26 protein-coding genes are annotated in these 23,794 nt (G+C 38.0%); 18 read left to right on the top strand and 8 right to left on the bottom strand.

Translation table 11 applies throughout. The features are described 5' to 3' along the window. Positions 1–142 precede the first annotated feature (142 nt). Both ACE1MS_RS14100 and ACE1MS_RS14095 read left to right on the top strand, forming a co-directional pair. Positions 143–583: a BrxA/BrxB family bacilliredoxin gene (locus ACE1MS_RS14100; protein WP_031417430.1), complete on the top strand. Its 441-nt coding sequence runs from the start codon at positions 143–145 to the stop codon at positions 581–583. 191 nt (positions 584–774) lie between these two features. Next, the gene (locus ACE1MS_RS14095; protein ID WP_036162052.1) at positions 775–1,752 is read left to right on the top strand and encodes an aromatic acid exporter family protein; all 978 of its coding nucleotides are present in this window, start codon (positions 775–777) and stop codon (positions 1,750–1,752) included. Between the two features lie 21 nt (positions 1,753–1,773). On the opposite strand, the gene prli42 is transcribed toward ACE1MS_RS14095, so the two are convergent. Continuing rightward, entirely contained in the window at positions 1,774–1,869 is a 96-nt protein-coding gene (gene prli42, locus ACE1MS_RS14090) for a stressosome-associated protein Prli42 (RefSeq protein ID WP_150907189.1), read from the bottom strand. Positions 1,870–1,994: 125 nt separating this feature from the next. On the opposite strand from prli42, the gene mce reads away from it, so the two are divergent. From mce to ACE1MS_RS14065, 5 genes are all read left to right on the top strand, one after another. Then, on the top strand, positions 1,995–2,408 hold the full coding sequence (gene mce / locus ACE1MS_RS14085) for a methylmalonyl-CoA epimerase (RefSeq protein WP_012295035.1): 414 nt from the start codon (positions 1,995–1,997) through the stop codon (positions 2,406–2,408). A gap of 5 nt (positions 2,409–2,413) precedes the next feature. Further along, entirely contained in the window at positions 2,414–3,961 is a 1,548-nt protein-coding gene (locus tag ACE1MS_RS14080; RefSeq protein ID WP_012295034.1) for an acyl-CoA carboxylase subunit beta, read from the top strand. A gap of 128 nt (positions 3,962–4,089) precedes the next feature. After that, positions 4,090–5,043 carry a hypothetical protein gene (locus ACE1MS_RS14075; protein WP_325881631.1) on the top strand — a complete coding sequence of 318 codons (954 nt, stop codon included), beginning with the start codon at positions 4,090–4,092 and terminating at the stop codon, positions 5,041–5,043. A 137-nt stretch (positions 5,044–5,180) separates the two neighbouring features. Continuing rightward, positions 5,181–6,296 (top strand): M20/M25/M40 family metallo-hydrolase, encoded by a 1,116-nt coding sequence (locus tag ACE1MS_RS14070; RefSeq protein WP_012295032.1) that lies wholly within the window; start codon positions 5,181–5,183, stop codon positions 6,294–6,296. 27 nt (positions 6,297–6,323) lie between these two features. Continuing rightward, positions 6,324–6,812 (top strand): chemotaxis protein CheW, encoded by a 489-nt coding sequence (locus ACE1MS_RS14065; RefSeq protein ID WP_008181662.1) that lies wholly within the window; start codon positions 6,324–6,326, stop codon positions 6,810–6,812. 129 nt (positions 6,813–6,941) lie between these two features. Here the strand turns inward: ACE1MS_RS14065 and nspC are convergent, their stop codons facing one another. The 3 genes from nspC to ACE1MS_RS14050 form a co-directional block, all read right to left on the bottom strand. Beyond that, positions 6,942–8,081: a carboxynorspermidine decarboxylase gene (gene nspC, locus ACE1MS_RS14060; RefSeq protein WP_031417437.1), complete on the bottom strand. Its 1,140-nt coding sequence runs from the start codon at positions 8,079–8,081 to the stop codon at positions 6,942–6,944. Further along, positions 8,078–9,307: a saccharopine dehydrogenase family protein gene (locus tag ACE1MS_RS14055; protein WP_012295029.1), complete on the bottom strand. Its 1,230-nt coding sequence runs from the start codon at positions 9,305–9,307 to the stop codon at positions 8,078–8,080. The genes nspC and ACE1MS_RS14055 overlap by 4 nt, the downstream gene beginning before the upstream one ends. Before the next feature lie 227 nt (positions 9,308–9,534). Continuing rightward, positions 9,535–9,741: a hypothetical protein gene (locus ACE1MS_RS14050; protein ID WP_012295028.1), complete on the bottom strand. Its 207-nt coding sequence runs from the start codon at positions 9,739–9,741 to the stop codon at positions 9,535–9,537. A gap of 206 nt (positions 9,742–9,947) precedes the next feature. Here ACE1MS_RS14050 and ACE1MS_RS14045 point away from each other — a divergent pair, with 206 nt between their 5' ends. The 3 genes from ACE1MS_RS14045 (at position 9,948) to ACE1MS_RS14035 (ending at position 13,243) form a co-directional block, all read left to right on the top strand. Beyond that, entirely contained in the window at positions 9,948–11,663 is a 1,716-nt protein-coding gene (locus ACE1MS_RS14045; RefSeq protein ID WP_099805291.1) for a methyl-accepting chemotaxis protein, read from the top strand. Between the two features lie 87 nt (positions 11,664–11,750). Beyond that, positions 11,751–12,494: a tetratricopeptide repeat protein gene (locus tag ACE1MS_RS14040; protein ID WP_031417443.1), complete on the top strand. Its 744-nt coding sequence runs from the start codon at positions 11,751–11,753 to the stop codon at positions 12,492–12,494. 116 nt (positions 12,495–12,610) lie between these two features. Further along, complete coding sequence (locus ACE1MS_RS14035; RefSeq protein WP_031417445.1) at positions 12,611–13,243, top strand: LysE family transporter; 633 nt, start codon at positions 12,611–12,613, stop codon at positions 13,241–13,243. A 30-nt stretch (positions 13,244–13,273) separates the two neighbouring features. Here the strand turns inward: ACE1MS_RS14035 and ACE1MS_RS14030 are convergent, their stop codons facing one another. Further along, the gene (locus tag ACE1MS_RS14030) at positions 13,274–14,326 is read right to left on the bottom strand and encodes a Cj0069 family protein (RefSeq protein ID WP_012295024.1); all 1,053 of its coding nucleotides are present in this window, start codon (positions 14,324–14,326) and stop codon (positions 13,274–13,276) included. A gap of 165 nt (positions 14,327–14,491) precedes the next feature. Then, a complete protein-coding gene (locus tag ACE1MS_RS14025; protein WP_012295023.1) occupies positions 14,492–15,409 on the bottom strand; it encodes a DMT family transporter in 918 nt (305 codons plus the stop codon). Between the two features lie 101 nt (positions 15,410–15,510). On the opposite strand from ACE1MS_RS14025, the gene ACE1MS_RS14020 reads away from it, so the two are divergent. Then, positions 15,511–16,395 (top strand): AraC family transcriptional regulator, encoded by an 885-nt coding sequence (locus ACE1MS_RS14020; protein ID WP_012295022.1) that lies wholly within the window; start codon positions 15,511–15,513, stop codon positions 16,393–16,395. A 123-nt stretch (positions 16,396–16,518) separates the two neighbouring features. Then, on the top strand, positions 16,519–17,559 hold the full coding sequence (locus ACE1MS_RS14015) for a hypothetical protein (RefSeq protein ID WP_036164087.1): 1,041 nt from the start codon (positions 16,519–16,521) through the stop codon (positions 17,557–17,559). 43 nt (positions 17,560–17,602) lie between these two features. Here the strand turns inward: ACE1MS_RS14015 and ACE1MS_RS14010 are convergent, their stop codons facing one another. Continuing rightward, a complete protein-coding gene (locus ACE1MS_RS14010; protein WP_012295020.1) occupies positions 17,603–18,067 on the bottom strand; it encodes a hypothetical protein in 465 nt (154 codons plus the stop codon). A gap of 263 nt (positions 18,068–18,330) precedes the next feature. Here ACE1MS_RS14010 and bioD point away from each other — a divergent pair, with 263 nt between their 5' ends. The 5 genes from bioD to ACE1MS_RS13985 all read left to right on the top strand — a co-directional run bounded on the left by bioD (position 18,331) and on the right by ACE1MS_RS13985 (position 22,465). Next, a complete protein-coding gene (bioD, locus tag ACE1MS_RS14005) occupies positions 18,331–19,035 on the top strand; it encodes a dethiobiotin synthase (RefSeq protein ID WP_012295019.1) in 705 nt (234 codons plus the stop codon). After that, on the top strand, positions 19,016–20,383 hold the full coding sequence (gene bioA, locus ACE1MS_RS14000) for an adenosylmethionine--8-amino-7-oxononanoate transaminase (RefSeq protein WP_416277661.1): 1,368 nt from the start codon (positions 19,016–19,018) through the stop codon (positions 20,381–20,383). Before bioD ends, bioA begins: the two co-directional genes overlap by 20 nt. Positions 20,384–20,385: 2 nt before the next feature. After that, the gene (locus tag ACE1MS_RS13995) at positions 20,386–20,979 is read left to right on the top strand and encodes a biotin transporter BioY (RefSeq protein ID WP_031417456.1); all 594 of its coding nucleotides are present in this window, start codon (positions 20,386–20,388) and stop codon (positions 20,977–20,979) included. Next, the gene (bioB, locus tag ACE1MS_RS13990) at positions 20,976–21,971 is read left to right on the top strand and encodes a biotin synthase BioB (RefSeq protein ID WP_012295017.1); all 996 of its coding nucleotides are present in this window, start codon (positions 20,976–20,978) and stop codon (positions 21,969–21,971) included. Before ACE1MS_RS13995 ends, bioB begins: the two co-directional genes overlap by 4 nt. A 371-nt stretch (positions 21,972–22,342) precedes the next feature. Further along, positions 22,343–22,465, top strand: a complete 123-nt coding sequence (locus ACE1MS_RS13985; RefSeq protein ID WP_008178200.1) for a hypothetical protein — start codon at positions 22,343–22,345, stop codon at positions 22,463–22,465. A gap of 50 nt (positions 22,466–22,515) precedes the next feature. Here the strand turns inward: ACE1MS_RS13985 and ACE1MS_RS13980 are convergent, their stop codons facing one another. Next, entirely contained in the window at positions 22,516–23,103 is a 588-nt protein-coding gene (locus ACE1MS_RS13980) for a LysE family transporter (protein ID WP_031417459.1), read from the bottom strand. A 113-nt stretch (positions 23,104–23,216) separates the two neighbouring features. On the opposite strand from ACE1MS_RS13980, the gene ACE1MS_RS13975 reads away from it, so the two are divergent. Further along, positions 23,217–23,771, top strand: coding sequence for a helix-turn-helix domain-containing protein (locus ACE1MS_RS13975; RefSeq protein WP_031417460.1), 555 nt, complete (start codon positions 23,217–23,219; stop codon positions 23,769–23,771). Positions 23,772–23,794 lie beyond the last annotated feature (23 nt).

Genomic DNA, 23,794 nt, shown 5'->3' with positions numbered 1-23,794 from the left:
TAAAAGCTTAGAAAATTCAACTGACTTGTATGAGCAAGTGGGTGCACAAATTCGTTGCAAACTGCTATGATAAGAGATGTATGTGCGTCAAATACCTACTATAAAAGCTGAATTGACGCGATTTGAAAGGAGCTATCGCTATATGAATATGGATTACGATTTATTTATGCAGGAAATTTTAAAAACAGCTCGTGCTGAAATTGAAACGGCTGGTTACGAACAGCTAAAAACACCAGAGGCTGTTGAAGAGGCATTTGCTCGCCCAGGTACAACATTAGTTATGGTGAACTCAGTGTGCGGTTGTGCGGGTGGTATTGCTCGTCCAGCGGCAGCGCAATGTGTACATTACGATAAACGCCCGGATCACTTAGTAACAGTATTTGCAGGGCAAGATAAAGAAGCGACTGCAGCGGCACGTTATCATTTTGGGGAAGATCACCTACCTTCTTCACCATCATTTGTTTTATTAAAAGATGGACAAGTAGTGGCTGAAGTCGGGCGCTATGAAATTGAAGGACATGACCCGATGTCAGTTGTAACAAACTTACAAGCAAACTTTGAAGAGTATTGTGACGAGCTTTAAGACAATTCTTGCATAAGAACAATCCTTTATAACTAAGTAGAAGAGCCTCATAGAATGTTAGTTAATCTATGTAGGCTTCCTACTTATTATCATGTACAGATAGTTCAGCACTACCATTAAAATTTTTGTAATATTGGCTAAATAATTAGTGGTATTTACTGAAGAGTACTAAAAGATAGGAGGCAGTCGACCTGAAGAAGTTTTCAATCGGCTATCGAACTTTAAAAACAGCAATTGGTGCAGCACTTGCTATTGCCATTGCTCAATATTTTCATTTAGCCTCGTATGCCTCTGCTGGTATTCTAACGATATTATGTGTACAGCCAACAAAGAAAAAATCCATTCACGCAGCCTACACTCGATTGGTTGCTAGTATAGTGGCCATGGTGTTTGCCTTTATGAGCTTTGAGCTTTTTTCCTATCAGCCACTTACACTTGCGGGTATGTTACTACTTTTTATTCCAACGATTGTGTCCTTGAGAGTTGCAGACGGATTTATTTCTAGTGTCGTTATTATTATGCACATTTACGCCGCTAAAAGTTTTTCGATGGCGCTTGTTTATAATGAATTGGCATTAATGGCTATTGGCTATGGAACCGGTATAGCCATTAATATGTATATGCCAGATATTCAAAAGGAATTAAATTACTATAGAGTTAAAATTGAGGAACTATACAGCAAGATATTTTTAGAAATTGCTAGCTATTTACGGCAAGGGGATACGTTATGGGATGGGCATGAGATCATTGAAGCTATTCGAACTTTAAATGATGCAAAGTCCTTAGCATTTAAAGATGTTGAAAACCATTTTACGAGACGTAAAAATGATTACTATATGTATTTCGATATGCGAGAAAGGCAACTAGAAATAATCGAAAGAGTGTTGCCAAAAATTACAACATTACCTGTTATAGTACAAGAGGCTGAAATTGTGGCAGATTTTTTACAAGACCTCGGAGGACATATTCATTCTGGAAATACAGCAAGTCACTATCGTGAAAAGCTAGAGCAGGTGAAACATGATTTCTCGCAGCTACCATTACCGCAAAATCATGAGCAATTCATCGCACAAGCCGCACTCTATCAGTTTATCGAGGAAATGGACAGGTATTTAGAAATAAAGCAATCATTTAAGGGTTTAAAGGTAAAAAAAGAGCGCCCACAGTAGTGTGGACGCTATGGTCTTGCCTTAAACTAGCATCGATAAGCCAAATGCTAGAGATGAAATTAGCATGATTGCGACCATAGTATAAACAACGATTTTTTGAAACTTTTTATTACTCATATGCTCGTTCGCTCCTTCTTTTCTTATAAATAGTTTATCAAATCTGAAAAATTTCTCAAGTAGTAGAGTTTTGACAAAAAAGTCTGTAAAATAGAGTATGTACCATAACAGAAGGAGATGTCACCATGGAGAAAGTAGACCATATTGGGATTGCGGTGCGCGATCTTGATGAACGCATTACATATTATACAGAAACTTTAGGTTTAAAGTTGTTAAAAGTGGAAGAAGTAGACTCACAACAAGTTCGAGTTGCCTTTATCGACGCAGGCAACGTGAAATTGGAGCTATTAGAACCAATGAGTGAAAAAAGTGCCATTCATGGATTTATTGAAAAACGTGGAGAAGGTATTCACCATATTGCTTTTGGTGTGACAGGAATTCGTGAGCGTATGGTTGAGCTTCGTGAAAAAGGTGTACGTCTTTTATCGGAAGAGCCAGGACCTGGTGCTGGAGGTGCAGAGGTTGCGTTCATGCATCCTAAATCTTCTTTCGGGGTGTTATATGAATTATGTGATAAAAGTGGAAAAGGGGATAAGTGATTAATATGGATATGTTCGACAAAATCAATGACTTGTATGATCGTAAGACGGTAATTGAACTTGGTGGTGGCTATGAGCGCATCGAAAAACAGCATGAAAAAGGGAAATTAACAGCTCGTGAACGTATTGATTTATTACTAGACGAAGGTACATTTTTTGAAATTAACCCATTTATTACTCACCGTACAGTAGACTTCGGAATGGAGAAAATGGAAGGCCCTGGGGATGGTGTTGTAACTGGGTTCGGTAAAATTAACGGGCGTCCAGTATACTTATTCTCTCAAGACTTTACAGTGTTTGGTGGAGCACTAGGTGAAATGCATGCAAAAAAAATGGCAACAGTTATGGATCTCGCTGCAAAAAATGGCACACCATTTATCGGTATTAACGATTCAGGTGGCGCCCGTATCCAAGAGGGTGTTCTTTCACTAGATGGCTATGGTCATATTTTCTACCGTAATGCGATTTACTCAGGCGTTATTCCGCAAATCTCAGTGATTATGGGGCCATGTGCTGGAGGAGCAGTATACTCTCCTGCAATTACAGACTTTATCTTAATGGTAGACAAAACATCTCAAATGTTTATAACAGGACCTAAAGTAATAGAAACAGTGACAGGCGAAAAAATCTCTGCTGAAGATTTAGGTGGTTCGAAAGTAAATAATGCAGTAAGTGGAAATGCCCATTTCCGTGCACCATCTGAAGAAGAGGCAATTCAAGAAATAAAAAAACTATTAAGCTATTTACCACAAAACAATAAAGAAAAAGCACCTCGTCAAGCTCGACCAGAGGGAGATGACTACCGTCCAGAAATCGTGGATACAGTGCCAATTGAAACAACACGTCCTTACGATGTACGTAAAGTCGTTGAGCAAGTAGTGGATGAAGGTTCATTCATGGAAGTTCATGCAGAATTTGCGAAAAACGTTGTCGTTGGCTTTGCACGTATTGCTGGTGAGTCAGTTGGCCTTGTTTGTAACCAACCAAAAGTTCTTGCTGGAGGATTAGATATTGATTCTTCCGATAAAGCGGCTCGTTTTATCCGTACTTGCGATGCTTACAATATTCCAATCATTACATTTGAAGACGTATCTGGTTTCTTCCCAGGTGTTAAACAAGAACATGGCGGAATCATTCGTCATGGTGCGAAAATTCTTTATGCTTATTCAGAAGCAACTGTACCAAAGATTACAGTGATTTTACGTAAAGCTTATGGAGGCGCTTACGTGGCCCTGAATTCTAAATCAATCGGTGCGGACCTTGTATTTGCTTGGCCAAATGCTGAAATTGCAGTTATGGGAGCTGCCGGAGCTGCAAACATCATTTTTGCCCGTGAAATTGCGAAATCAGATGATCCAGAAGCAACACGTGCCGCAAAAATTGAAGAATATAAAGAAAAATTTGCCAATCCATATGTTGCAGCATCTCGCGGTATGGTAGACGATGTTATTGATCCAAGAGATACACGTATCAAACTGATTCAAGGACTTGATATGTTATCTACTAAACAGGAAACGCGTCCTGAGAAAAAACATGGTAATATTCCATTATAAAATGTCCAAGCCTAGTAGCTATATAGTTACTAGGCTTTTACTTTTCAAAAATTGGTATGCCAGATAATCAATGAAAGTTGAAACATTTTTCTTTTTCAACCGTACTGATATATAAGGAGTTGATATGAATGGAATGGAAGCAATTACAAAAAGAGCAGGAAAAGATTCATACACAACTAAGAAAATCGGCAAGGCTAAACGAGCAAGGACTGTTAATTGACAAGCAGATTGACTATACACAACAGGAAATCTATAAACATTCTAGGGCACTCGATCATATTCGGTCAAAGCTCCATAAATTAGAGGGTTTCTCATTTATGAATATGATTCGGACTTGGACGGGGCAACAGGATGAATTACGGGCTGAGAAAATTGATAAAGCGGCCGTGCTTGAATTAAAAATTAAAGAAGCGAAGAAAATGCAGATGGATTTAAGCGAAGATAAGTTTCATGTAACCCAGAAATTAGCTCAGATTGATGAAATAGCATTACAGGATGAGCTTCAGAAGATACACGCTAAAAAGAAGGGCTATTTACAAAGGCATGATTCTATACAAGCACAGAGATTGGAGCATTTAGCTGAGGAAAAATTACTCACAAAGCAACTGATTGCTGAAATTCAAGAAGCAGAGGAGGCAGGGGAGGTGGCTCTGACAAAGTTGGGGCAAGCAGCTGCTTCCCTCCATTCGGCTAACGGATATTCGACGTGGGATACATTTTTTGGCGGTGGAATTATTGCAACACACTTAAAACATGATGCGCTTAATCACTCAGAAAATTATATACATAGTGCCCAAATAGCGTTACAGCGTTTTCATAATGAGTTATTAGATGTTCATGTGATGTCTACCAAGACACTACAGATCGAAACAGATGGTTTTGTTAAATTTGCTGATTACTTCTTCGATGATCTTTTTTCAGCTTGGTCGGTCCATTCCAAAATTTCAACCGCAAGAGAACAGGTGTCACGTATCCAAGATGATGTACATAATACAATTTGGCGTTTACAGGATAAACATCATAAAGCATCGAACTATCTACAAACAATTGAACAAGAGCAAGGAGCGATTTTGAATGCTTAAGCTGAGTCTGAGATGAATGTCTCAGACTTTTTTATGTGGGTAGTGTTGTGGAATGATTTCAACTCTTCTGACGTTGTGCTAAAATAATACCTATACTATAACGTGGAAAAACACGTAAACTAAGGGAGTTTTACAACATGACAAGTCGTTTAGTGGAAGAGTTTTTTGAGCTCGTTCAGATTGATTCAGAAACAAAATATGAACAAGAAATTGCACCAATATTAGTCGATAAGTTATCAGCACTTGGATTTACAGTAGTCCAAGATGACGCACATACACGTAACGGACATGGTGCAGGCAATATTATTGCCACTTTAAAAGGTACATTAGATGTTGAGCCAATCTATTTTACCTCTCATATGGATACGGTTGTTCCTGGTAAAGGCATAAAGCCATCATTACGTGAAGATGGTTATATTGTATCTGATGGTACAACGATTTTAGGTGCGGACGATAAGGCTGGACTAGCAGCATTACTAGAAATGGTCAAACGCTTAAAAGAGCAAAATATTGAGCACGGGGATATTGAGTTTATTATTACAGCTGGTGAAGAAAGCGGTCTTGTTGGTGCCAAAGAATTAGACCCATCTATGATTAAAGCAAAATATGGCTTTGCTGTGGATAGTGATGGTAAAGTTGGAGGTATCGTCACAGCAGCTCCGTTCCAAGCTAAAATTTTCGCAAAGATTATCGGTAAAACTGCGCATGCTGGGGTTGCGCCAGAAAAAGGAATTTCAGCTATTACAGTCGCGTCAAAATGTATTGCACAAATGAAGCTAGGTCGATTAGATGAAGAAACAACCGCCAATATTGGACGATTTGAGGGTGGACAGGCGACAAACATTGTTTGCGATGAAGTTACGATTCTAGCTGAAGCGCGTTCGATTGATAAAACTAAATTAGATGCTCAAACAAAGCATATGCAAGAAACATTTGAACAAGTATCTGCATCATTAGGGGCACGAGCTGAAGTTGAAGTGAAGCTTATGTATCCAGGTTTCCGTGTAACCGAGTCAGACAAAGTCGTTCAAGTGGCAATGGCTGCTGCACGTCAAATAGATCGTACACCTACATTAGGAATTTCAGGTGGAGGGTCCGACGCAAATGTAATTGCAGGCTTTGGTATCCCAACCGTTAATCTATCTGTAGGGTATGAGGATATTCATACGACAAATGAAAAAATTCCCGTTGAAGAATTAGAGAAATTAGCAGATTTACTAGTTGAGATTGTTAAAGAATCTGCCAAAAAATAATGAGTTGAATTTGAAGGGTGTGACCATATGGAAAGTGTAAAAGCAGTAGTTTTTGCTTGTGGTACAGAAGAATATGCAGTGCCAGTAGAGCAAGCGATTTCAATTGAAAAATTAGAGCAGGTAACACCTATTCCTCACTTACCTAACTATCTTTTAGGTTTTACAAGAATTCGTGGGGAACTTGTGCCTGTTCTAGACTTTGAACGAATATTATATAATCGCTCTTCCAATACAGCAACTGCTCGGGTAATTGTATTGAATACTGATGTTGTTAACTATGGGTTACTTGTTACGGAAGCTCGTGAAATTCTTGATTTAGATGAGTCAATACTTCAACAGTTAGGACTTGTGAATTATAGTAAAACTCGCTACTTTACAGCTGTGGCTAATCTTGAAAACCGAATGATTACGTATGTTGACCCAAAAATACTCGTCAATTCATTAGAAGGAATACGTGAAATTATTAATTATTTACACAAAATGCTCGAGAATGAAAAGGAAAACGTAGAGGCTTAGGCTTCTACGTTTTCCTTTAGAATGTAATTGTGAACACACCCCAATATGGCTATCACAACGTTGAAAGTTAGAAGACTATACAGCTAAAAAAGCCCTTCCTGCAAAAAACGGAAGGGCTTTTTCATGTTCTTAAGAAAGACGACCACTGTAGTCTTCAAATTTGAATTCGCGAATAATTTTAATACCTTCTTCATCATTGTATGAAACGATAGAAGGTAGGTTAACACCGTTAAACATATGGTTTTTGACCATGGAATAATGCGCCATATCCGTAAATACCAGACGATCTCCTGGTTTTAATGGCTGTTCAAATGAATAGTCGCCTATAACATCACCAGCAAGACATGTTAGTCCACCCAAGCGGTACGTGTGGGCAAATTCATTAGCTTGACCAGAACCAATAATCATTGGACGGTATGGCATTTCAAGTACATCAGGCATATGACATGTTGCCGACGTATCTAAAATAGCAAGATCCATCCCATTTTCTTGAATATCTAACACTGTAGCTACTAAATAGCCAGTATTAAGGGCCACTGCTTCACCTGGCTCTAAATACACAAGCAGGTTATATTTCTCTTGGATATAATTAATGATGTTCACAAGCTTCTCTACATCATAATCTTCACGTGTAATATGGTGACCACCACCGAAATTCAACCATTTCATTTGATGTAAGACATCACCAAATTTTTCTTCAACTACTTCAATAATACGCTCTAACGTATCCGAGTTTTGTTCACACATTGCATGGAAGTGTAAGCCATCAATGCCGTCAAGTTGAGATTTATCGAAGTTAGCCAAAGTCGTTCCAAGACGGGAATTCGTATAGCAAGGATCGTAAAGAGCTGTTTCAATTTCAGAGTACTCAGGATTCACACGAATACCACATTCAATTGTTTTACCAGCAGATTTCACTTTATCCTTGAACTGAGCCCATTGGTTAAATGAGTTAAATACAATGTGATCCACATAGCCTAGAAGCTCGTCCATTTCATGCTCAATATAAGCAGGTGCATAAACGTGAACTTCTTTGCCCATTTTTTCGTAGCCTAGACGGGCCTCATGCAGGGAGCTAGCTGTAATGCCTGCTAAATATTCCCCTACTAGTGGGAATGTTGAATGCATAGAGAATCCTTTCAGGGCTAGTAATATACGGCAGCCTGTACGATCTTGAATTGATTTTAAAAGCTCAAGATTTTTTGTTAATAATCGCTCATCCACTACATAAGAAGGGGATGGAACTTTTGAAAAATCAATTGGTTTCATCGGCTTAATTCCTTTGCATCTAAATCAAGGTCAAGTAACTCTGGGTTATGGCTTTCTTGCCATGGTAGACCCCATTTATTTAATGCATCCATGAATGGATCTGGATTGAAATCTTCTACATTCCAAACACCTGGTTTACGCCATTCCCCGTTCATTACAAGCATTGCACCAATCATAGCAGGTACGCCAGTTGTGTAAGAAATCGCTTGTGACCCCACTTCGTTATAGCATTCTTCGTGGTCACATACGTTGTACACATAATACGTTTTTTCTTGACCGTCTTTTAGACCGCGAATGATACAACCGATATTTGTTTTACCTTTTGTGCGAGGTCCTAGAGAAGCTGGGTCTGGTAACACCGCTTTTAGGAAGTGGATTGGTTGAATCATTTGACCTTCAAATTCGATTGGCTCGATAGATGTCATACCAACGTTTTCTAATACTTTTAAGTGTGTTAAGTATTTTTCAGAGAACGTCATCCAGAAGCGGATTTGTTTTAAACCTTTAATATTTTTTGCAAGTGATTCAAGCTCTTCATGGTATAGAAGGTAAATATCTTTTGGTCCGATTTCTGGTAAGTTATAAACTTCTTTTTTCTCAAGTGGTGCTGTTTCAACCCACTCGCCTTCTTTCCAGTAACGACCATTCGCAGTAATTTCACGAATGTTAATTTCTGGGTTGAAGTTTGTTGCGAAATGATAACCATGATCTCCTGCATTTGCATCCACAATATCAATATAGTGGATTTCATCAAATTCATGTTTTTGCGCATGAGCTGTGAAAACCCCTGTTACACCTGGGTCAAAACCGCTACCAAGTAATGCAGTTAAGCCAGCTTTTTCAAACTTTTCTTTATAAGCCCATTGCCATTTATATTCAAATTTTGCCGTCTCAGGTGGCTCGTAGTTTGCAGTATCCACATAGTGCACACCTGTCGCTAAGCAAGCATCCATAATCGTTAAGTCCTGATAAGGTAGGGCAACGTTAATCACTACATCTGGTCCAAAAGCTTTAATAAGCTCAATAACCTCTTCTGTATTATCTGCGTCTACCTGTGCAGTATGAATTTTTGTTTTTCCGCCGTCTAGTTTTTCTTTTAGAGCGTCACATTTTGAAACAGTTCTACTTGCGATACAAATTTCCTCAAATACGTCCGAATTTTGAACACACTTGTGTACCACAACACTGGCAACTCCGCCAGCTCCGATAATCAATGCTTTACCCAATTGTCTACCCCCAAGTTCATAAAAGTATTGTCAAACAAGCTGATTATACAGAAATTTGATATAGTACTCAATCATTGTTTTAAAATTTTCTACAAAAAATTTAATTTTTCTACATCAATTAGACGTAATCATAATGAAATAGCCTGGAAAACATGGAAAAATCCCTGTTCTACAAAGGTAGCAAGGGACATCATTGCTTGAAACATCAGAACTGCTCATCACTCTTTTTATTTTAAAAATCGACTTGATATTTGTTGCTTTTCATCTCCCCATACATAAAAGAAAATCACAAGTAATGTACTTAGAAATCCCATTACTAGTCCATACGTACTGAGGGCTACATGTACTTGGCTTTGCATAGCATAAATGAAGATAGCTCCTATTGTTAGCAAATTTCCAGTAATAAGCGATACAAAATGAAAACGTTTATTCATTGTAAGCCCCCCTAGTAGATGATTTATTGAATGCCTCATAATTAAGTTAGTGAACCCCAATTATTGCATAATTCAGAACTTTTATCCAATGTTTTTGTTTCTTTAGAAAAAATAAAGATGCTTTTTAAATACATCTTTTTATAGTATGATGAAAAAATAAGGGGGAAATTTTTAGATTATTACAAGAAAGGGGGAGAAGATGAATCGTGAAATTACGAAATTCATTAACTTTTCAACTTGGAACGATTATTGCTGGTATTTTAGTGGTCATGCTAGGGATTACATCGTTCGCTACATACATAACTGCTTACAATAAACTTTATGATGCTGCTGGTGTGGAGGCATATGGATGTGCCAATATTACAACCGGTTTATTATCTCCTGAGCAGATGGACAAGGCCAAGCGTGGGGACCAGGCTGCTCGGGAACGTATTGGGAATGATTTAAACTGGACAACTGGACACAAAGATATTTTTCAAACTCAATATATTCTGTCCCTTGATGGAACATTGTTAGCGCTGGATGACCATTTAGCCGAGAAAGGTTTTGCACCTGGGGATTCTTTCTATCTTGATAAAGAAGCGATTGATAGGCTGTTACAAGATAAGCATCCAACTTATTCTCAGCCCTATACATTTGCTGGCATGGATCGCTTATCAGGCTATGCCCCCATTTTCAAAGACCACGATTCGAGTAAAGAGATTATTGCCATCAGTGTCATCGATTTTGATGCCAATATTGTTAAGGAACGTACATGGGATGTTGTTCGGAGCGGCATATTAATTAGTATTTTCCCTATGCTAATTGCTTCAATTATTACAGGGTTTTTAATCCGGCGAAAAGTGAAGCCAATTAGTGTCCTTATTCAACAAGCCAAAGAAATTGCAAATGGCAATTTAGCGGTAGCGGAAACAAAAATAAACAGCAAGGATGAGGTTGAGGATTTAGCGAAGACATTAAATCGTATGACAGCTAGCCTGCAAAGTATGATCATGACCATGCGTTCTACCTCTAATACACTTGCTAATAATGCAGATGAAACCGCTTGCACCTTAAACGATATGACGAACACAATTCAAGAGGTCGCTCATAATATCGAAGAAGTAACAAGCACTGTGACGGCAGGTATGCATCACGCTGAAAATGCTACCGAAGTGTTAACCTCCTTAGCTAAGGACTTGCAGGTAATCCAGAACAATGCTACTGATAGTGCTCATAATGCACGAGAAACTATGAAACTAGCAACAGATGGAGAAAGGCTAGCCAAAGATATAAACAATGATATGGTATCGATTCAAAGTGGTTCAGATGAAGTAAAGCATACTGTTGAAAACTTAGTTACGTCTGCTGCTAAAATACAGGCAATTACAACATCGATTGCTAGTATTGCATCACAAACGAATTTACTAGCCCTGAATGCTTCTATCGAGGCGGCTAGGGCAGGAGAGCATGGAAAAGGTTTTGCGATTGTTGCTGAGGAGGTGCGAAAGCTAGCAGAGCAGTCCAATGCAGAAGTATTACAGGTTGAACAGCTTATTCAGGATATGCTGAAACATGTTCAGCAAGTGATGTCATCAACGAATGATAATACGCAATATATTGAAAAAGGAACAGAGACAGTTGGTTTGACAGCACAATCCTTAGGAAATATTTCAAGCGCTGTAGCGAAGACAGTTGAGGAAATCATAAGTATTTCTCATGCAGTGACTGCTGAAAATGAAAAGTCAGCTCAAATTGTCCAGATGATACAACAACTAACAGAATCCATTAGAGACATTGAGGAAGCCATGAATAGAATTACCTTAGCAGCCCAGCAAACAACAGCAAGTATTGATGAGGTTGCACAAAGTTCGAATGAAACGACCCATATGGCACATACACTAGAGCAACACGTAAAAGCATTTAAATTAAAAGAATTGTAGAAAAATTAGGATAAGTTATCTTTTGCTTGCCTGTCTAAGATGGTACACTATCCATAAGATTTTTCTTTTAGTGAAGGTGAGGATTTAATGGTGGTAAAACAAATGGATGAGCAAGTACAGCAAATAAATGACTTATTTTTAAGTGGTCAAGTAAAAGAGAGCTACCAGCTAGCAAAGGAGATACTTGCCAGCCAAATAAATTTAACTGACGAGACCCATCAACTTATTCAGCAACATGTTGCATTACTGGAGGCAAATGGATATGCCGATATGCCTGAAACGACTGATGAAAAAATAATGCAAAGTAAAGAACGTACAGATGGTTCGTACCCAGAGCGAGATGTTCTTACAGCCTATATCGGTACTCAAGATGATGAACAGTTTGGGAAAGTAATAGAAGAATTATTAGCAGGACCCATTGAAGCACAGGCAAACGCTTATTATACGATGGCTGAATATTACGTCCTTACTAAAGAACAAGACAAAGCGATGGTTCAATTTGCAGAGGCTATTAAATTACAGCCTAACAAAGGTCTGTATTGGGGTGCTTTTGCTCAATTTTTAAATCGTCATGAGGGAAGCCCTTATTTAGCACTTAGACTAATTGAGGAGGCTATAAAGCTAGATGGTATGAATCCTCGCTGGCACTATATTCAAGGTAATATTTTTTTACAGCTTGTAGCTACTACAAAAAATTTAAGCTATTTACCTGCTTTAGAGGAGGCTTGGAAGAGAGCTGAAAAACGCTGTTCTACAAAGCAAATCACCTTGAAAATGGATCTTGTGAAATCGAATGATGTGTTAGGACAATGGAAAAAACAAATGCTATAAATCTAGATAAGAGACGTTAAACTATTAATAATTATTTCCTTTTAAGTATATTTATGCTAATGTAGAAGTATAAACGGACGTATGAAGCTTATCGATGACATGAAAGAAGTGTTTTTTTGAGTTTATATGTAGCGTATGTATTGGTGGGACTTGCCATTGCCATGCCTGTAGGTGCAATTACAGTCGAAATGACAAAGCAAGGACTTAAAAATGGTTTTCTGCACGGCTGGGCTGTAGGGCTTGGTGGCATGACCATTGACATCGTATTAGTTTTTGCCTTGTATATGGGATTAGCCTCCATTTTGGCTATGCCCATGGTACAGCTTCCGATGTGGATCATTGGAGCGGGCTTTTTATTCTTGTTAGGGTATGACTCTATTAAGAATGCCGATCATGATATTACATTGGCAGGAGAAAAAGTAACCAAGTCCTTTTTTGCTTCTTACTTGAATGGATTATTGGTAGCTATATCCCCTGGTAACCTTGTTTTTTGGGTCAATGTATTCGGCGTTGTTCTAGCTAAATCTTACGGACAAGGGGAGCAAACAAGCTTTTTAATTATTGCTGCTGGTGTCCTGAGTGGAATTTTACTCCACGATATCGGTTTACTAACTATTGTCTCAGTTACACGTAAAGCGATGAATCGGAAGATGATTAAAACATTTACGATTGTCGCAGGATTCTTGTTATTTGGCTTTGCTGGTTATTTTATATATGAATTTATACAAGCAATTAAAATTTATATATGAAAAGTGCGATCTCTCAGATCGCACTTTTTTTTATGATGGAGTAACTACAATTGTCTGCTCTTGGAGACAAGCCAAAATTTCTTCTGCTACTTGATGTGCTAAGGAGAGCTCTGAAGTAAAGCCCACACATGAACAATTCATTTCACCTAAAATATAGCAATCCTTGCCAGCTTCATCTGTGTCTAACATAAAATCAGCTGTCCAGATAAGAGGTAAGTCATATCCTCCTAACAGGTTCGTTACTTGAGGTAGCTGTGATAAAAAGCTTTCGACAAGCTCAGGCCAATCCTCTGGTTGATCATAGCGATATTGTGCACCTGAGAATAATGTTGCACTAAAGGCATCCTCAGTATTAGCAGGTTTTTTATGTACCACGTGAACGGGGTGATTGCGCAACATCAATAAGCGAACTTCACCTTCTGTAATACGTGGAAGAAATCGCATATCGATTAACATACCATTCAATCCAGTAATATATGGCTCACAAAATGTCATGAAGTCTCCGAGAGACCAATATTCAACATGATTATCTTTTGCTTCGGTACATTTAATTTGTGCATCTAATGGAACTTCGGTAATTCCTTCGGCTAGAGGCTCTACTAATTTTACACGCCAAATACCTTCACCCGTAGAACCACGATTTTGCTTCAGAACACGTTCTGTTAACGCTAGAGAAGTAGGAAATTGTGCTTTAAATGCCTCGATTGTATAGTAGGCAAATGTATCATCAGGTACTAAATTGGTAGCAGTAAGCTTTGATAATACATCTTTAGAGCCATAGCTAATCATCGCATCGGGATGTGGCATGCCGATGACGCCTACTTGGCAAAGTTCTCGAAGCATCGCGAAATATTCTTCCTCATGCTGCAAGTTGCCGGGGTTTATACGGGATACATAGGCAGCACCATGTTCCTTTACGTAGTCAAAAATTTGCTGTTTTTTTGCAATATCAAAAAATAACACCTCTGCATCTTGCCCACGTTGCTTTAAAGCTTCCACCATTGGCATTGTATCTGGACGATAGCCATCTGATCCTTTGTCTGTGCCACCTTCAACCTCAAAAAAAATAACTTTTTTATTCATAACTAATACCTCCCTTTTTATTTGTCATTTATTTTCAGTATAGTAGACAAACAAGGAGAAAAGATATATGAAATATGTAAATTTTATGTATTAATTCATATAAACCAATATTTAATATAGGAGGTATTGACTACTGACAGTCAGAAAAATCAGATATTAAGGTGTTTAAGCCTGTTTCTTTTGAAACACTGTGAGATATAGAATCATTAGAAGAATTAGTAAAGTACCAATAAATTGGTAACCTCCAAAGCTTATTTTTAACCACCATACACTTGTGATGACAGCCATTAGTGGTTCTAAGCTTCCTAATAAGCTTGACTCCTTTGGGGATAAATAATGCAAGCTAGCAATATAAAACCAAAACGCTAGCATTGTGCCGAATATAATAATAAAAAGAAAATAGGCAATCGTAGAAAATGTCCAGTTCGATACATCAATAGACCATGGTTGATGGAAGAAACTCATAACAATCCCACCGATGACCATGGACCACCCTACAACAAGTAAGGAATGGAATTGCTGTAAAAGGGGAACAGCATATAGTGTATAAAAGGCAACTGAAAGTCCTGATACTACACCCCAGAATACGGCCATAAAAGGTACTGACAAAGTTGAAAAGGACCCATTTGTTAATAATAAAAAAGTTCCAACAAGTGTAAGTGTAACGGCAATACTATCCTGTTTTGTCAAAGGGCTTTGCTTAGATAAAAAGTAATATGCCATGATGAACAAAGGTGCTAAATACTGTAGAAGCGTGGCTACCGCTGAATTTCCAATGGAAATAGACATCATATACGTATATTGGACAGCAAGCATGCCTAATAAACTAAATAATAATTGTCTCATGGCATTTTGTTTTGTCCGCCACATGATAAAGATTGACTCATGTCGATGGGTAATTTTATATATTCCTATGAGTAATAGACCAGACAAAAGTAAGCGACTAGAAACTAGCCATTCTACAGCTATTTGCTCCTCCTGAAATAGTTTTTGGGCTACGGTTCCACCGATTCCCCAAAAACTTGCCCCAAGGATTACTAGTAAAAAACCGAGGGTACGATTTTTTTTGATGATTTGATTCATTGACGAACATCTCCTAAACTATCAATATAAGGTGATTATAAGATGTCCGGAACAGAATAAATATCGTGTTAACACATTAAAAATATCAAAATATTGAGGTGATGAGGTTGCCTTTAACCCATATAAAAATTGCGAAAGATTTGCAAGAGCTAACATTGCACGGATCAAAAGAATTTCCAGTTGCCTTGTATGAAACGACCATGAACATGGATAGTATGGATTTTCTACCGCTCCATTGGCATAAAGAAATTCAATTTGTTTATCTCAAAAGCGGATGTGCTAAGTATCGGGTAGGAGCGAATGTTTTAGTCTTAGAGGAGGGGGAGGGGCTATTCATCAATACCTCAGAATTACATGAGGCGAAGCCCTTTCAAATGGAGCATGCGATTGTTTACTGTATAAACGTGGACCCAATAATCATTGGAGGGCATGATGGCAGTATTTTTATGACTAATTATGTTCAACCTTATTTAACTACTCATCGACAGCCCTACCTTAAACTTACGAAGGAGTTAACTCAAAAAGTGGCATGTATGGCTGATATATTACAAAAGCAAGAGGCCTTTTATCAACTTAAAGTATGGAGGGAGCTACTATACATTTGGGAAGTGATGTTAACCCAATCCTTGCTGACGGAGGAAATTGTGGACCCCTCAATTATTGTGCAACAAGAACGGGCTAAAGCGATGCTGAATTTTTTACATACACACTATCAGCAAAAAATAACGCTAGAGGATTTAGCGAAGCACGTGTATTTAAGTAGGGCTGAATGCAGTCGGTATTTTAAGAAAGTAATTGGACTGACCCCATTTACTTATTTATTACAATATCGACTTCGCAAAAGTATTGAATTATTGAGGGATGACGAGCAAAACGTCACTATTATTGCTGCCAATACAGGCTTTAGTACTGTCAGTTACTATATTGAGAAGTTTAAAGAATATACAGGCTATTCACCACATGTTTATCGCAAGAAATTTCTGTAAAGTTTTAAAATGTGAAAAAATATTGAACATCAATGGAAAAAATATAATCATTTATGCCTGTAATATATACATAATTCACCATTTACAATAAAGTGTAATTAATAGTGTGTAGGGGGCGTTAGAATGATGGTTTTAAGGAAAAAGCAAAATATATGGCTAGCTCTGTTATTCATCGTGCTAGTCAGCAATTATACGCTTTATAATTCGGGTCTTGGTTCGGTCATCTTGCCTATCGAAACAAATGGAGTTGTTTTAGGTTCCCTCATTGATTTAGTAGTTGTCATACCTATATTATGGATGCTTTATAAAGGGAAGTTCTCATTAAAGCAGTCCATATTGTTAGTCGCAATTGGCTGTATTGCCGCACGTTTTATCATTCCAATTGAGCATCTTCAGCCATTTGTGGCAGTCACGTGGGCAGGCTTTGCTCTTGAAGGTATTATAATCGTGTTAGAAATTTTACTCATTGCTACACTTGTCCGCTATCTGCCAAGAGTTCTAGCTGATGTACGTGCCAGTTCATTACCAGATATATTTTCATTTTCAAAAGCTGTAGAAAAACAATTTCCGCAGCATCCTGTCATTCAAATGATTTGTTCGGATTTACTTGTCCTTTATTATGGGGTTGCTAGCTGGAAGCGACAAGAACGCCTCGGTTTTACTTTGCATAAAAATTCAAGCTATATCGCCTTTCAACTTATGATTATCCACGGTATTGCGATTGAAACGATTGGCATTCACTGGTGGCTACATGAGAAGTCCATGATTCTTTCCATTGTTTTGCTCATTCTTAATATATATTCAGTGATCTTTTTGATCGCAGATATGCAGGCGATTCGATTAAATCCTGTATACGTAACAGACGAAACAATATATATTTCGCTAGGTTTAATGAAGCGTACAGAAATCGATTTTAATAAAATAGAAGAGGTTATAGAGGATAAGGGTCAGTTAGAAGGAAAATTATCGAAGGATACGATAGATTTCGTGGCACGTGATTTTGGTGAGGCTTATCCGCACGTCATTTTAAAAATGAAAGAGCCAGTGGAAGTGACTTTTATGTTAGGCATTAAAAAACATTATAATCAAGTAGCGATTAAAGTTGACCAGTCACAAGAGTTTAAACAAATGCTTCAACTAAGAATGTCAAAGTATTTTGCCTAAATAGATAGCCAACGTTTTGAATAAAAACGTTGGCTTTTTTTATTTAATCAAGGTCTGCGATTGCATGTAAAATGTCATCGCGGATGGCTTCCCAAAATTGCAGCTGAACCGAGTCACAATACGTATAAAGCTCTTTATGCTGAATGTGATCGTATAGAGCGGCAATGTCTTCTTGATGGAAGGACAGTCGATGATTTAGGTTCGCTCGTTCTTCCTCCAGACAAAATAATTTATAAATATCAGCTAGGCGCTCAAGTTTAGCTAGTTTTTTTGTCATCGCTTCATATTGTTTTTGATGAAAGCGTCCTACTGCAGAGGTCATCGAAATTTTTGCACGATGTTCCGCTTGAAGACTACGACACTCCTCCTGACGAATAGCTACACGATACCAAAATTCATAGCGAGTTGGTAATTCTTTTAGTTCATAGGTAAGCAATGATTTTAAAATTGAATGCACTTGTTCATATGTATCAATGCTTTTTTCTGCGTCTTTAAAAATCCCAAACATACAACCACCCCCATATAGTGTAATACTACACAACTAGATAAAACTCCTTTCATTTAAGAAGTATCTCCTGCTTTATTTTATGAGAAAGCAAATTCAGTTAGCGCATTCCTTGAAAGGGTTAAATTTTCAAGAAGCTATGACAAGATTTTGCTATTTTTGTACAAGTTTCTGAGAAATTAAAGAATAGGCATTTACAAAAAGAAAATAAATGTGTTAACTTTTAAAGTGTCTTAGGTTAACTTAAAAAGAGGGGGAGGTTAACGATGCAACATTTTTGGGTAGTCGGTACTGATACAGATGTTGGTAAAACGATTGTCACGACACTGTTGATGTGTCAATTGCAAAGGTTGGGGTTGGAAATTATACCTTTCAAGCCAGTTCAAACAGGCGAGATATACGACAATTTGCATAGCTATTATGCAGATACAGCTATGTATGAAAAGTATTCCTTGCAAGTGTTAAATAAAGAGCATATGAATGGCTATTCGTTTAAGGAGGCCGCATCGCCACATTTTGCTGCTCAACTGGAGGGACAGCAAATTGATGTAGAAAATCTTTTACAGCGTATTCAATTCTTACAAGAATCCTATGATGTTGTTATAGCTGAGGGAGCAGGGGGATTGTTTGTGCCTTTAGATGTTCAACAAAGCATCACACTGCTTGATGTCATTGTGAGCAGCAAATTGCCAGTAGTGCTTGTTACAAGGACAACCTTAGGGACAATCAATCATACCTTGTTAACAATGGAGGCATTGCAATCACGCCAGATTGACGTTCTTGGTATTGTTTTTAACGGTGACACGGGCAGTATGATGGAACAGGATAATATTCATACGATTTTACAGTACCATCCATTGCCCTATGCGATTATCCCACGTCTTCAGGATATTTCAGAACTAGCGAATATCAACATTACACACACAACATTATTTGAAAGGCTTTATGGAAATGATCCGAGAAATAACTGACTTACAGGCTAGAGATTTACGGCATATTTGGCATCCGTGCTCACAAATGAAAGATTATGAAGCATTTCCACCTATCGTTATAAAAAAGGGACAAGGTGTGTGGCTTTATGATGAGCATGACAAACGCTATTTGGACGCTGTTTCCTCCTGGTGGGTAAATTTATTTGGACATACCAATCCGCGTATTAGTCAGGCCTTAAGTCATCAAGCCTTTACATTGGAGCATACGATTTTTGCTAATTTTACACATGAACCGGCTATCCAATTAGCTGAAAAATTAGTCGCTTTATCACCACCTGGTTTACATAAAGTATTTTTTGCGGATAACGGCTCTTCTGCCGTCGAAGTGGCATTGAAGATGAGCTTTCAATACCATATGCAGACTGGAAAACAAACAAAAACTCGGTTTCTAGCGTTTACAGATGCGTATCATGGTGAAACCGTTGGTGCTTTATCTGTAGGAGGGGTAGGGCTTTACAATGAAGTATTTGAGCCACTTTTATTGGATACTGTACGTGCCCAGGGGCCGGATTGTTTTCGTTGCCCGTTCCAAAAACTACCAGAAAGCTGTGATGCACCATGTAGTCATTTTGTAGAAGAACAGCTTAAGATGCATCATGAGGAAATCACGGCTGTTATTATAGAACCACTTATTCAAGCAGCAGCGGGGATGAAAATGTATCCACCCATTTATTTACAACGGCTACGAGCATTATGCTCACAATATGATGTTCATTTAATTGCAGATGAAATTGCTGTTGGGTTCGGCCGTACAGGGACAATGTTTGCCTGTGAGCAGGCCAGTATCACACCAGATTTTATGTGCTTATCAAAAGGCATAACAGGAGGTTATTTACCATTATCCGCTGTTCTAACAAGTGATCAAGTTTACAACGCATTTTATGATGAATATGGAACGATGAAAGCATTTTTACATTCTCATAGCTACTCTGGCAATACGTTGGCATGTCGTGTGGCGCTTGAAGTATTAACAATATTTGAAGAAGAACAAATAATGGACATGATTCAACGCAAGGGGCAACAAATGCGTCAGCTAGCAATGGAAGCATTTGGTCATATGCCTTATGTGGGTGAATACCGACAAGTTGGTTTAGTGGGGGCTATTGAACTTGTTGCAGACCGTCAGACGAAAACGCCATTTGCAAGTGAAGAGAGAATTGGTTACCAAATTTATCAGCAAGCATTAGAAAAAGGTCTACTCATACGACCTCTTGGCAATATTTTATATTTTATGCCACCTTACATCATTACAAATGAAGAAATGACTTTCATGATTAATACAACGAAAGAAACGATTGAACAATTTTTCAAAGACAGGGGGGAATAAAGTTGGTTAGACGGCACTCCACATTAGCATTAGTCATGATTGCCATGTTTGCTGCTTTAACGGCTATAGGAGCTTTTATTAAAATCCCTTTACCAATTGTACCGTTTACCTTACAAATTGTTTTCGTCTTTTTAGCAGGTTGTTTACTAGGTAGCCGCAATGGGTTTTATAGTCAGCTTGTTTATATCGGCGTTGGCTTAGTAGGGCTACCTGTTTTTACGCAGGGCGGGGGCATCACGTATGTTTTACAGCCGACATTTGGCTATCTTATTGGCTTTGCTCTTGCCGCTTATGTAATTGGAATAATCGTTGAAAGAATAGAGAAGCCAACGAAGAAACATTTTATTGGAGCGACAATCTTAGGGCTTTTCATTGTATATGCCGTAGCTGTTCCATATTTATATATAGCTTTAAACTTCTGGTTAGATATGAAAACAAGCTGGTCACATGTTTTAGTTGTTGGCTTCTTAAGCAGTATCGTTGCTGATTTTGGCTTAGCTATTTCAGCCGGCTTATTAGCTGAGAAATTGTATAAAGTATTTCAGTCAGCTAGAAGAGTAAGTATTTCTCAAGGGGAAGGGGAAACTATGATATGAATTTTTTACAGGTAGCACAGGAAGTAATTGATGGCAAAATCATTAGCAATGAGGAGGCACTTGCTATTTTAAATAGTAAGGATGATGAGCTATTACAACTCATGGACGGTGCCTTTGCTATTCGTCGGCATTATTATGGTAAAAAAGTAAAGCTCAATATGATTATGAATGCTAAAAGCGGCTATTGCCCAGAGGATTGTGGCTATTGTTCTCAATCCTCTAAATCAACTGCACCTATTGAAAAATATCCTTTTATTACGAAAGAGGAAATCTTGGCTGGTGCAAAAAGAGCATTTGACAACAAGATTGGAACGTATTGTATTGTGGCAAGTGGTCGAGGGCCCACACGGAAGGATGTCAATGTCGTAAGCGAGGCAGTTGTAGAAATTAAAGAAAAGTATGGCTTGAAAGTTTGTGCCTGCCTTGGCTTGCTAAAAGAAGAACAGGCACAGCAATTAAAGGAGGCAGGGGTGGATCGTTACAACCATAATTTGAATACCTCTGAGCGTCACCATTCCTTCATTACAACTTCACATACGTATGAGGATCGTGTTAATACAGTAGAGATTGTTAAAAAACATGGTATCTCTCCTTGTTCGGGTGCCATTATTGGGATGAAGGAAACAAAGGAGGATGTCGTCAATATTGCACGTGCTCTCCATCAATTAGATGCCGATTCTATTCCTGTTAATTTTTTAAATGCGATTGATGGGACAAAGCTAGAAGGGACTAAGGACTTAAACCCACGCTATTGTTTAAAGGTCTTAGCGTTATTCCGTTACATCAATCCAACAAAGGAAATCCGAATTTCGGGTGGACGTGAAATCAATCTCGGCTGTCTACAGCCGCTGGGCCTCTATGCAGCAAATAGTATATTTGTTGGGGATTATTTAACAACTGCTGGTCAGGAAGCAAATAGTGATTATCGTATGTTGGAGGATTTAGGCTTTGAGATTGAATTAACACAAAAGCAAGAAGCAGCATTTTGCTAGGGGCTATAGAAATAAAATCTACTACTACAGTTAAAACCGTACGCTTGTACGGTTTTTTTTTAGGAGATGGATAGAGCTATAATGGCGATGGATAAAGAGCGAAATGTAGAGGATAGAAAGCAAAAAGTGACGGATAAACCTAACATCCCATATCCTTTATATACCTAAAAAATAAAGAAATTCACAAATTGTTCAATGTAAGCGGTTTGAAATTGAACAGTTTGTGAAGACCTTCACATAAAGCTTTCTTTTTCTAAAATTCAGCGTAAAATAAGTATTAAGTAAGGGATTGTTGTAAAACAGTTGACGAGAAGTCGCATAAATTTTGGTGATTGTTATAGTACAAAAAATAAGAGAAGGGAGCTTTTTACATGTGGGTTATTACAGTATTTGATAAAAAGGATGTTCGTATTTTTGAGTATGCAAATAAAAATGAGGCAACGGAAGCTTTGGCGAAATTCAAAAAAAATGCAGTTTTAACATATACAAAATAAAAGTTCAGTTCTTTTTTACTTACAGCCCTCGACAGTTGAGGGCTGTTTTTTTAATGAACAACAATTGAAATGGCACTATACACAAGTAATAAAGCCATGATGATATTAAATATTTGTCGATGCTGTTGCAATAGTTTTTGGAAAACGGACCCACATAATGCCCAACTGAACGTACTAATAATTCCTACGAAACCTAAAAGGAGTGAGAAAAGCAGATAGCTTATGTAGGAAGAATAGTAAGGAAGGATGTAAGTGGCAACAACGGTAATCCCAAATAGTATTCCTTTTGGATTGATAAATTGTAAGAAGGTTCCTACAAAAAATAAGTTCCGCTTTTCTTCGACCTCGTTGTTTGCGTCCTGCTCTTTGCTTGTCACAATTTTAAAGGCTAAGTATAGCATATAGCCGACACCAAAAATGGTTAAGGGTAATTTAATAATCGGTATAATATTCAGCATGATTATGTTGAAAAAGCTACTCAAAGTAATAATCATAAAAAAACCAATCCCTACACCTAAACAGAAGGGCAAAGTTTTTGATAAGCCGTGCTGTTTGGCAAATACCATAGCCATAAAGTTATTAGGACCAGGGGTGAAGCTTGTAATCGTAATAAATACTAAAAAGGAAAATACAGGCAAATACCATCACCTCATTTATGTTGTATGTTATAATGTCCGAAATGGACATTATAATGTTGTTTGTTTTATTATACATAATGTACGTTATATTGTATATAAACGGAGGTTAGATGATGGAGGATATTCAACTGATTTTTGCTCGAAATTTAAAGACTATTCGAGAGAGAGAGAAATTAAGTTTAGAGAAAGTATCACAACTTAGCGGTGTAAGTAAAGCTATGATCGGGCAAATTGAAAGAGGGGAATCGAGCCCGACATTAACGACCATTTGGAAAATAGCTAATGGGTTAAAGGTTTCATTTACAGAGCTCATTCATCAACCGCAGGCAGAGACAGAGCTCATCTTAGGCAAGGACATTCATGCAATACAGGGAGATAATGGGAAATATGTCGTCTACCCTCATTTTCCTTTTCAAAAGGATAGTCGCTTTGAAATTTATAGTATCGAGATAAAGGAGAAGGGAACATTACACGCTGAGGCGCATAGAGAAGGAACAGTGGAATATTTAACCGTTTTTGATGGTGAGTTAACGATTCGAATACAGGAAAAGGACTATCGATTAGCAAGCGGTGATGCAATCCGTTTTAAAGCTGATTGTCCCCACACATATATCAACCCAGGGAAGACTTTAACACGTCTCAGCATGACCATATACTATCCACATTAATAGAACCGTATAAACGCCTTTCA

Source organism: Lysinibacillus sp. fkY74-1 (assembly GCF_053165895.1).
Note: the sequence above shows the minus strand (reverse complement) of the source record. Positions and strands in the feature narration are given on the sequence as shown.

What these genes read in the sequence shown, in the direction of transcription:
- ACE1MS_RS14030 (WP_012295024.1), bottom strand. Translation starts at nt 14,326, where the DNA reads ATGAATAAAAAAGTTATTTTTTTTGAGGTTGAAGGTGGCACAGACAAA.
- ACE1MS_RS13975 (WP_031417460.1), top strand. Translation starts at nt 23,217, where the DNA reads ATGGAGGATATTCAACTGATTTTTGCTCGAAATTTAAAGACTATTCGA.
- bioD (WP_012295019.1), top strand. Translation starts at nt 18,331, where the DNA reads ATGCAACATTTTTGGGTAGTCGGTACTGATACAGATGTTGGTAAAACG.
- prli42 (WP_150907189.1), bottom strand. Translation starts at nt 1,869, where the DNA reads ATGAGTAATAAAAAGTTTCAAAAAATCGTTGTTTATACTATGGTCGCA.
- ACE1MS_RS14040 (WP_031417443.1), top strand. Translation starts at nt 11,751, where the DNA reads ATGGTGGTAAAACAAATGGATGAGCAAGTACAGCAAATAAATGACTTA.
- ACE1MS_RS14075 (WP_325881631.1), top strand. Translation starts at nt 4,090, where the DNA reads ATGGAATGGAAGCAATTACAAAAAGAGCAGGAAAAGATTCATACACAA.
- ACE1MS_RS14080 (WP_012295034.1), top strand. Translation starts at nt 2,414, where the DNA reads ATGGATATGTTCGACAAAATCAATGACTTGTATGATCGTAAGACGGTA.
- ACE1MS_RS14065 (WP_008181662.1), top strand. Translation starts at nt 6,324, where the DNA reads ATGGAAAGTGTAAAAGCAGTAGTTTTTGCTTGTGGTACAGAAGAATAT.
- ACE1MS_RS14010 (WP_012295020.1), bottom strand. Translation starts at nt 18,067, where the DNA reads ATGTTTGGGATTTTTAAAGACGCAGAAAAAAGCATTGATACATATGAA.
- ACE1MS_RS14020 (WP_012295022.1), top strand. Translation starts at nt 15,511, where the DNA reads ATGAGGTTGCCTTTAACCCATATAAAAATTGCGAAAGATTTGCAAGAG.
- ACE1MS_RS14025 (WP_012295023.1), bottom strand. Translation starts at nt 15,409, where the DNA reads ATGAATCAAATCATCAAAAAAAATCGTACCCTCGGTTTTTTACTAGTA.
- mce (WP_012295035.1), top strand. Translation starts at nt 1,995, where the DNA reads ATGGAGAAAGTAGACCATATTGGGATTGCGGTGCGCGATCTTGATGAA.
- ACE1MS_RS13985 (WP_008178200.1), top strand. Translation starts at nt 22,343, where the DNA reads ATGTGGGTTATTACAGTATTTGATAAAAAGGATGTTCGTATTTTTGAG.
- ACE1MS_RS14100 (WP_031417430.1), top strand. Translation starts at nt 143, where the DNA reads ATGAATATGGATTACGATTTATTTATGCAGGAAATTTTAAAAACAGCT.
- bioB (WP_012295017.1), top strand. Translation starts at nt 20,976, where the DNA reads ATGAATTTTTTACAGGTAGCACAGGAAGTAATTGATGGCAAAATCATT.
- bioA (WP_416277661.1), top strand. Translation starts at nt 19,016, where the DNA reads ATGATCCGAGAAATAACTGACTTACAGGCTAGAGATTTACGGCATATT.
- ACE1MS_RS14070 (WP_012295032.1), top strand. Translation starts at nt 5,181, where the DNA reads ATGACAAGTCGTTTAGTGGAAGAGTTTTTTGAGCTCGTTCAGATTGAT.
- ACE1MS_RS14050 (WP_012295028.1), bottom strand. Translation starts at nt 9,741, where the DNA reads ATGAATAAACGTTTTCATTTTGTATCGCTTATTACTGGAAATTTGCTA.
- nspC (WP_031417437.1), bottom strand. Translation starts at nt 8,081, where the DNA reads ATGAAACCAATTGATTTTTCAAAAGTTCCATCCCCTTCTTATGTAGTG.
- ACE1MS_RS14015 (WP_036164087.1), top strand. Translation starts at nt 16,519, where the DNA reads ATGATGGTTTTAAGGAAAAAGCAAAATATATGGCTAGCTCTGTTATTC.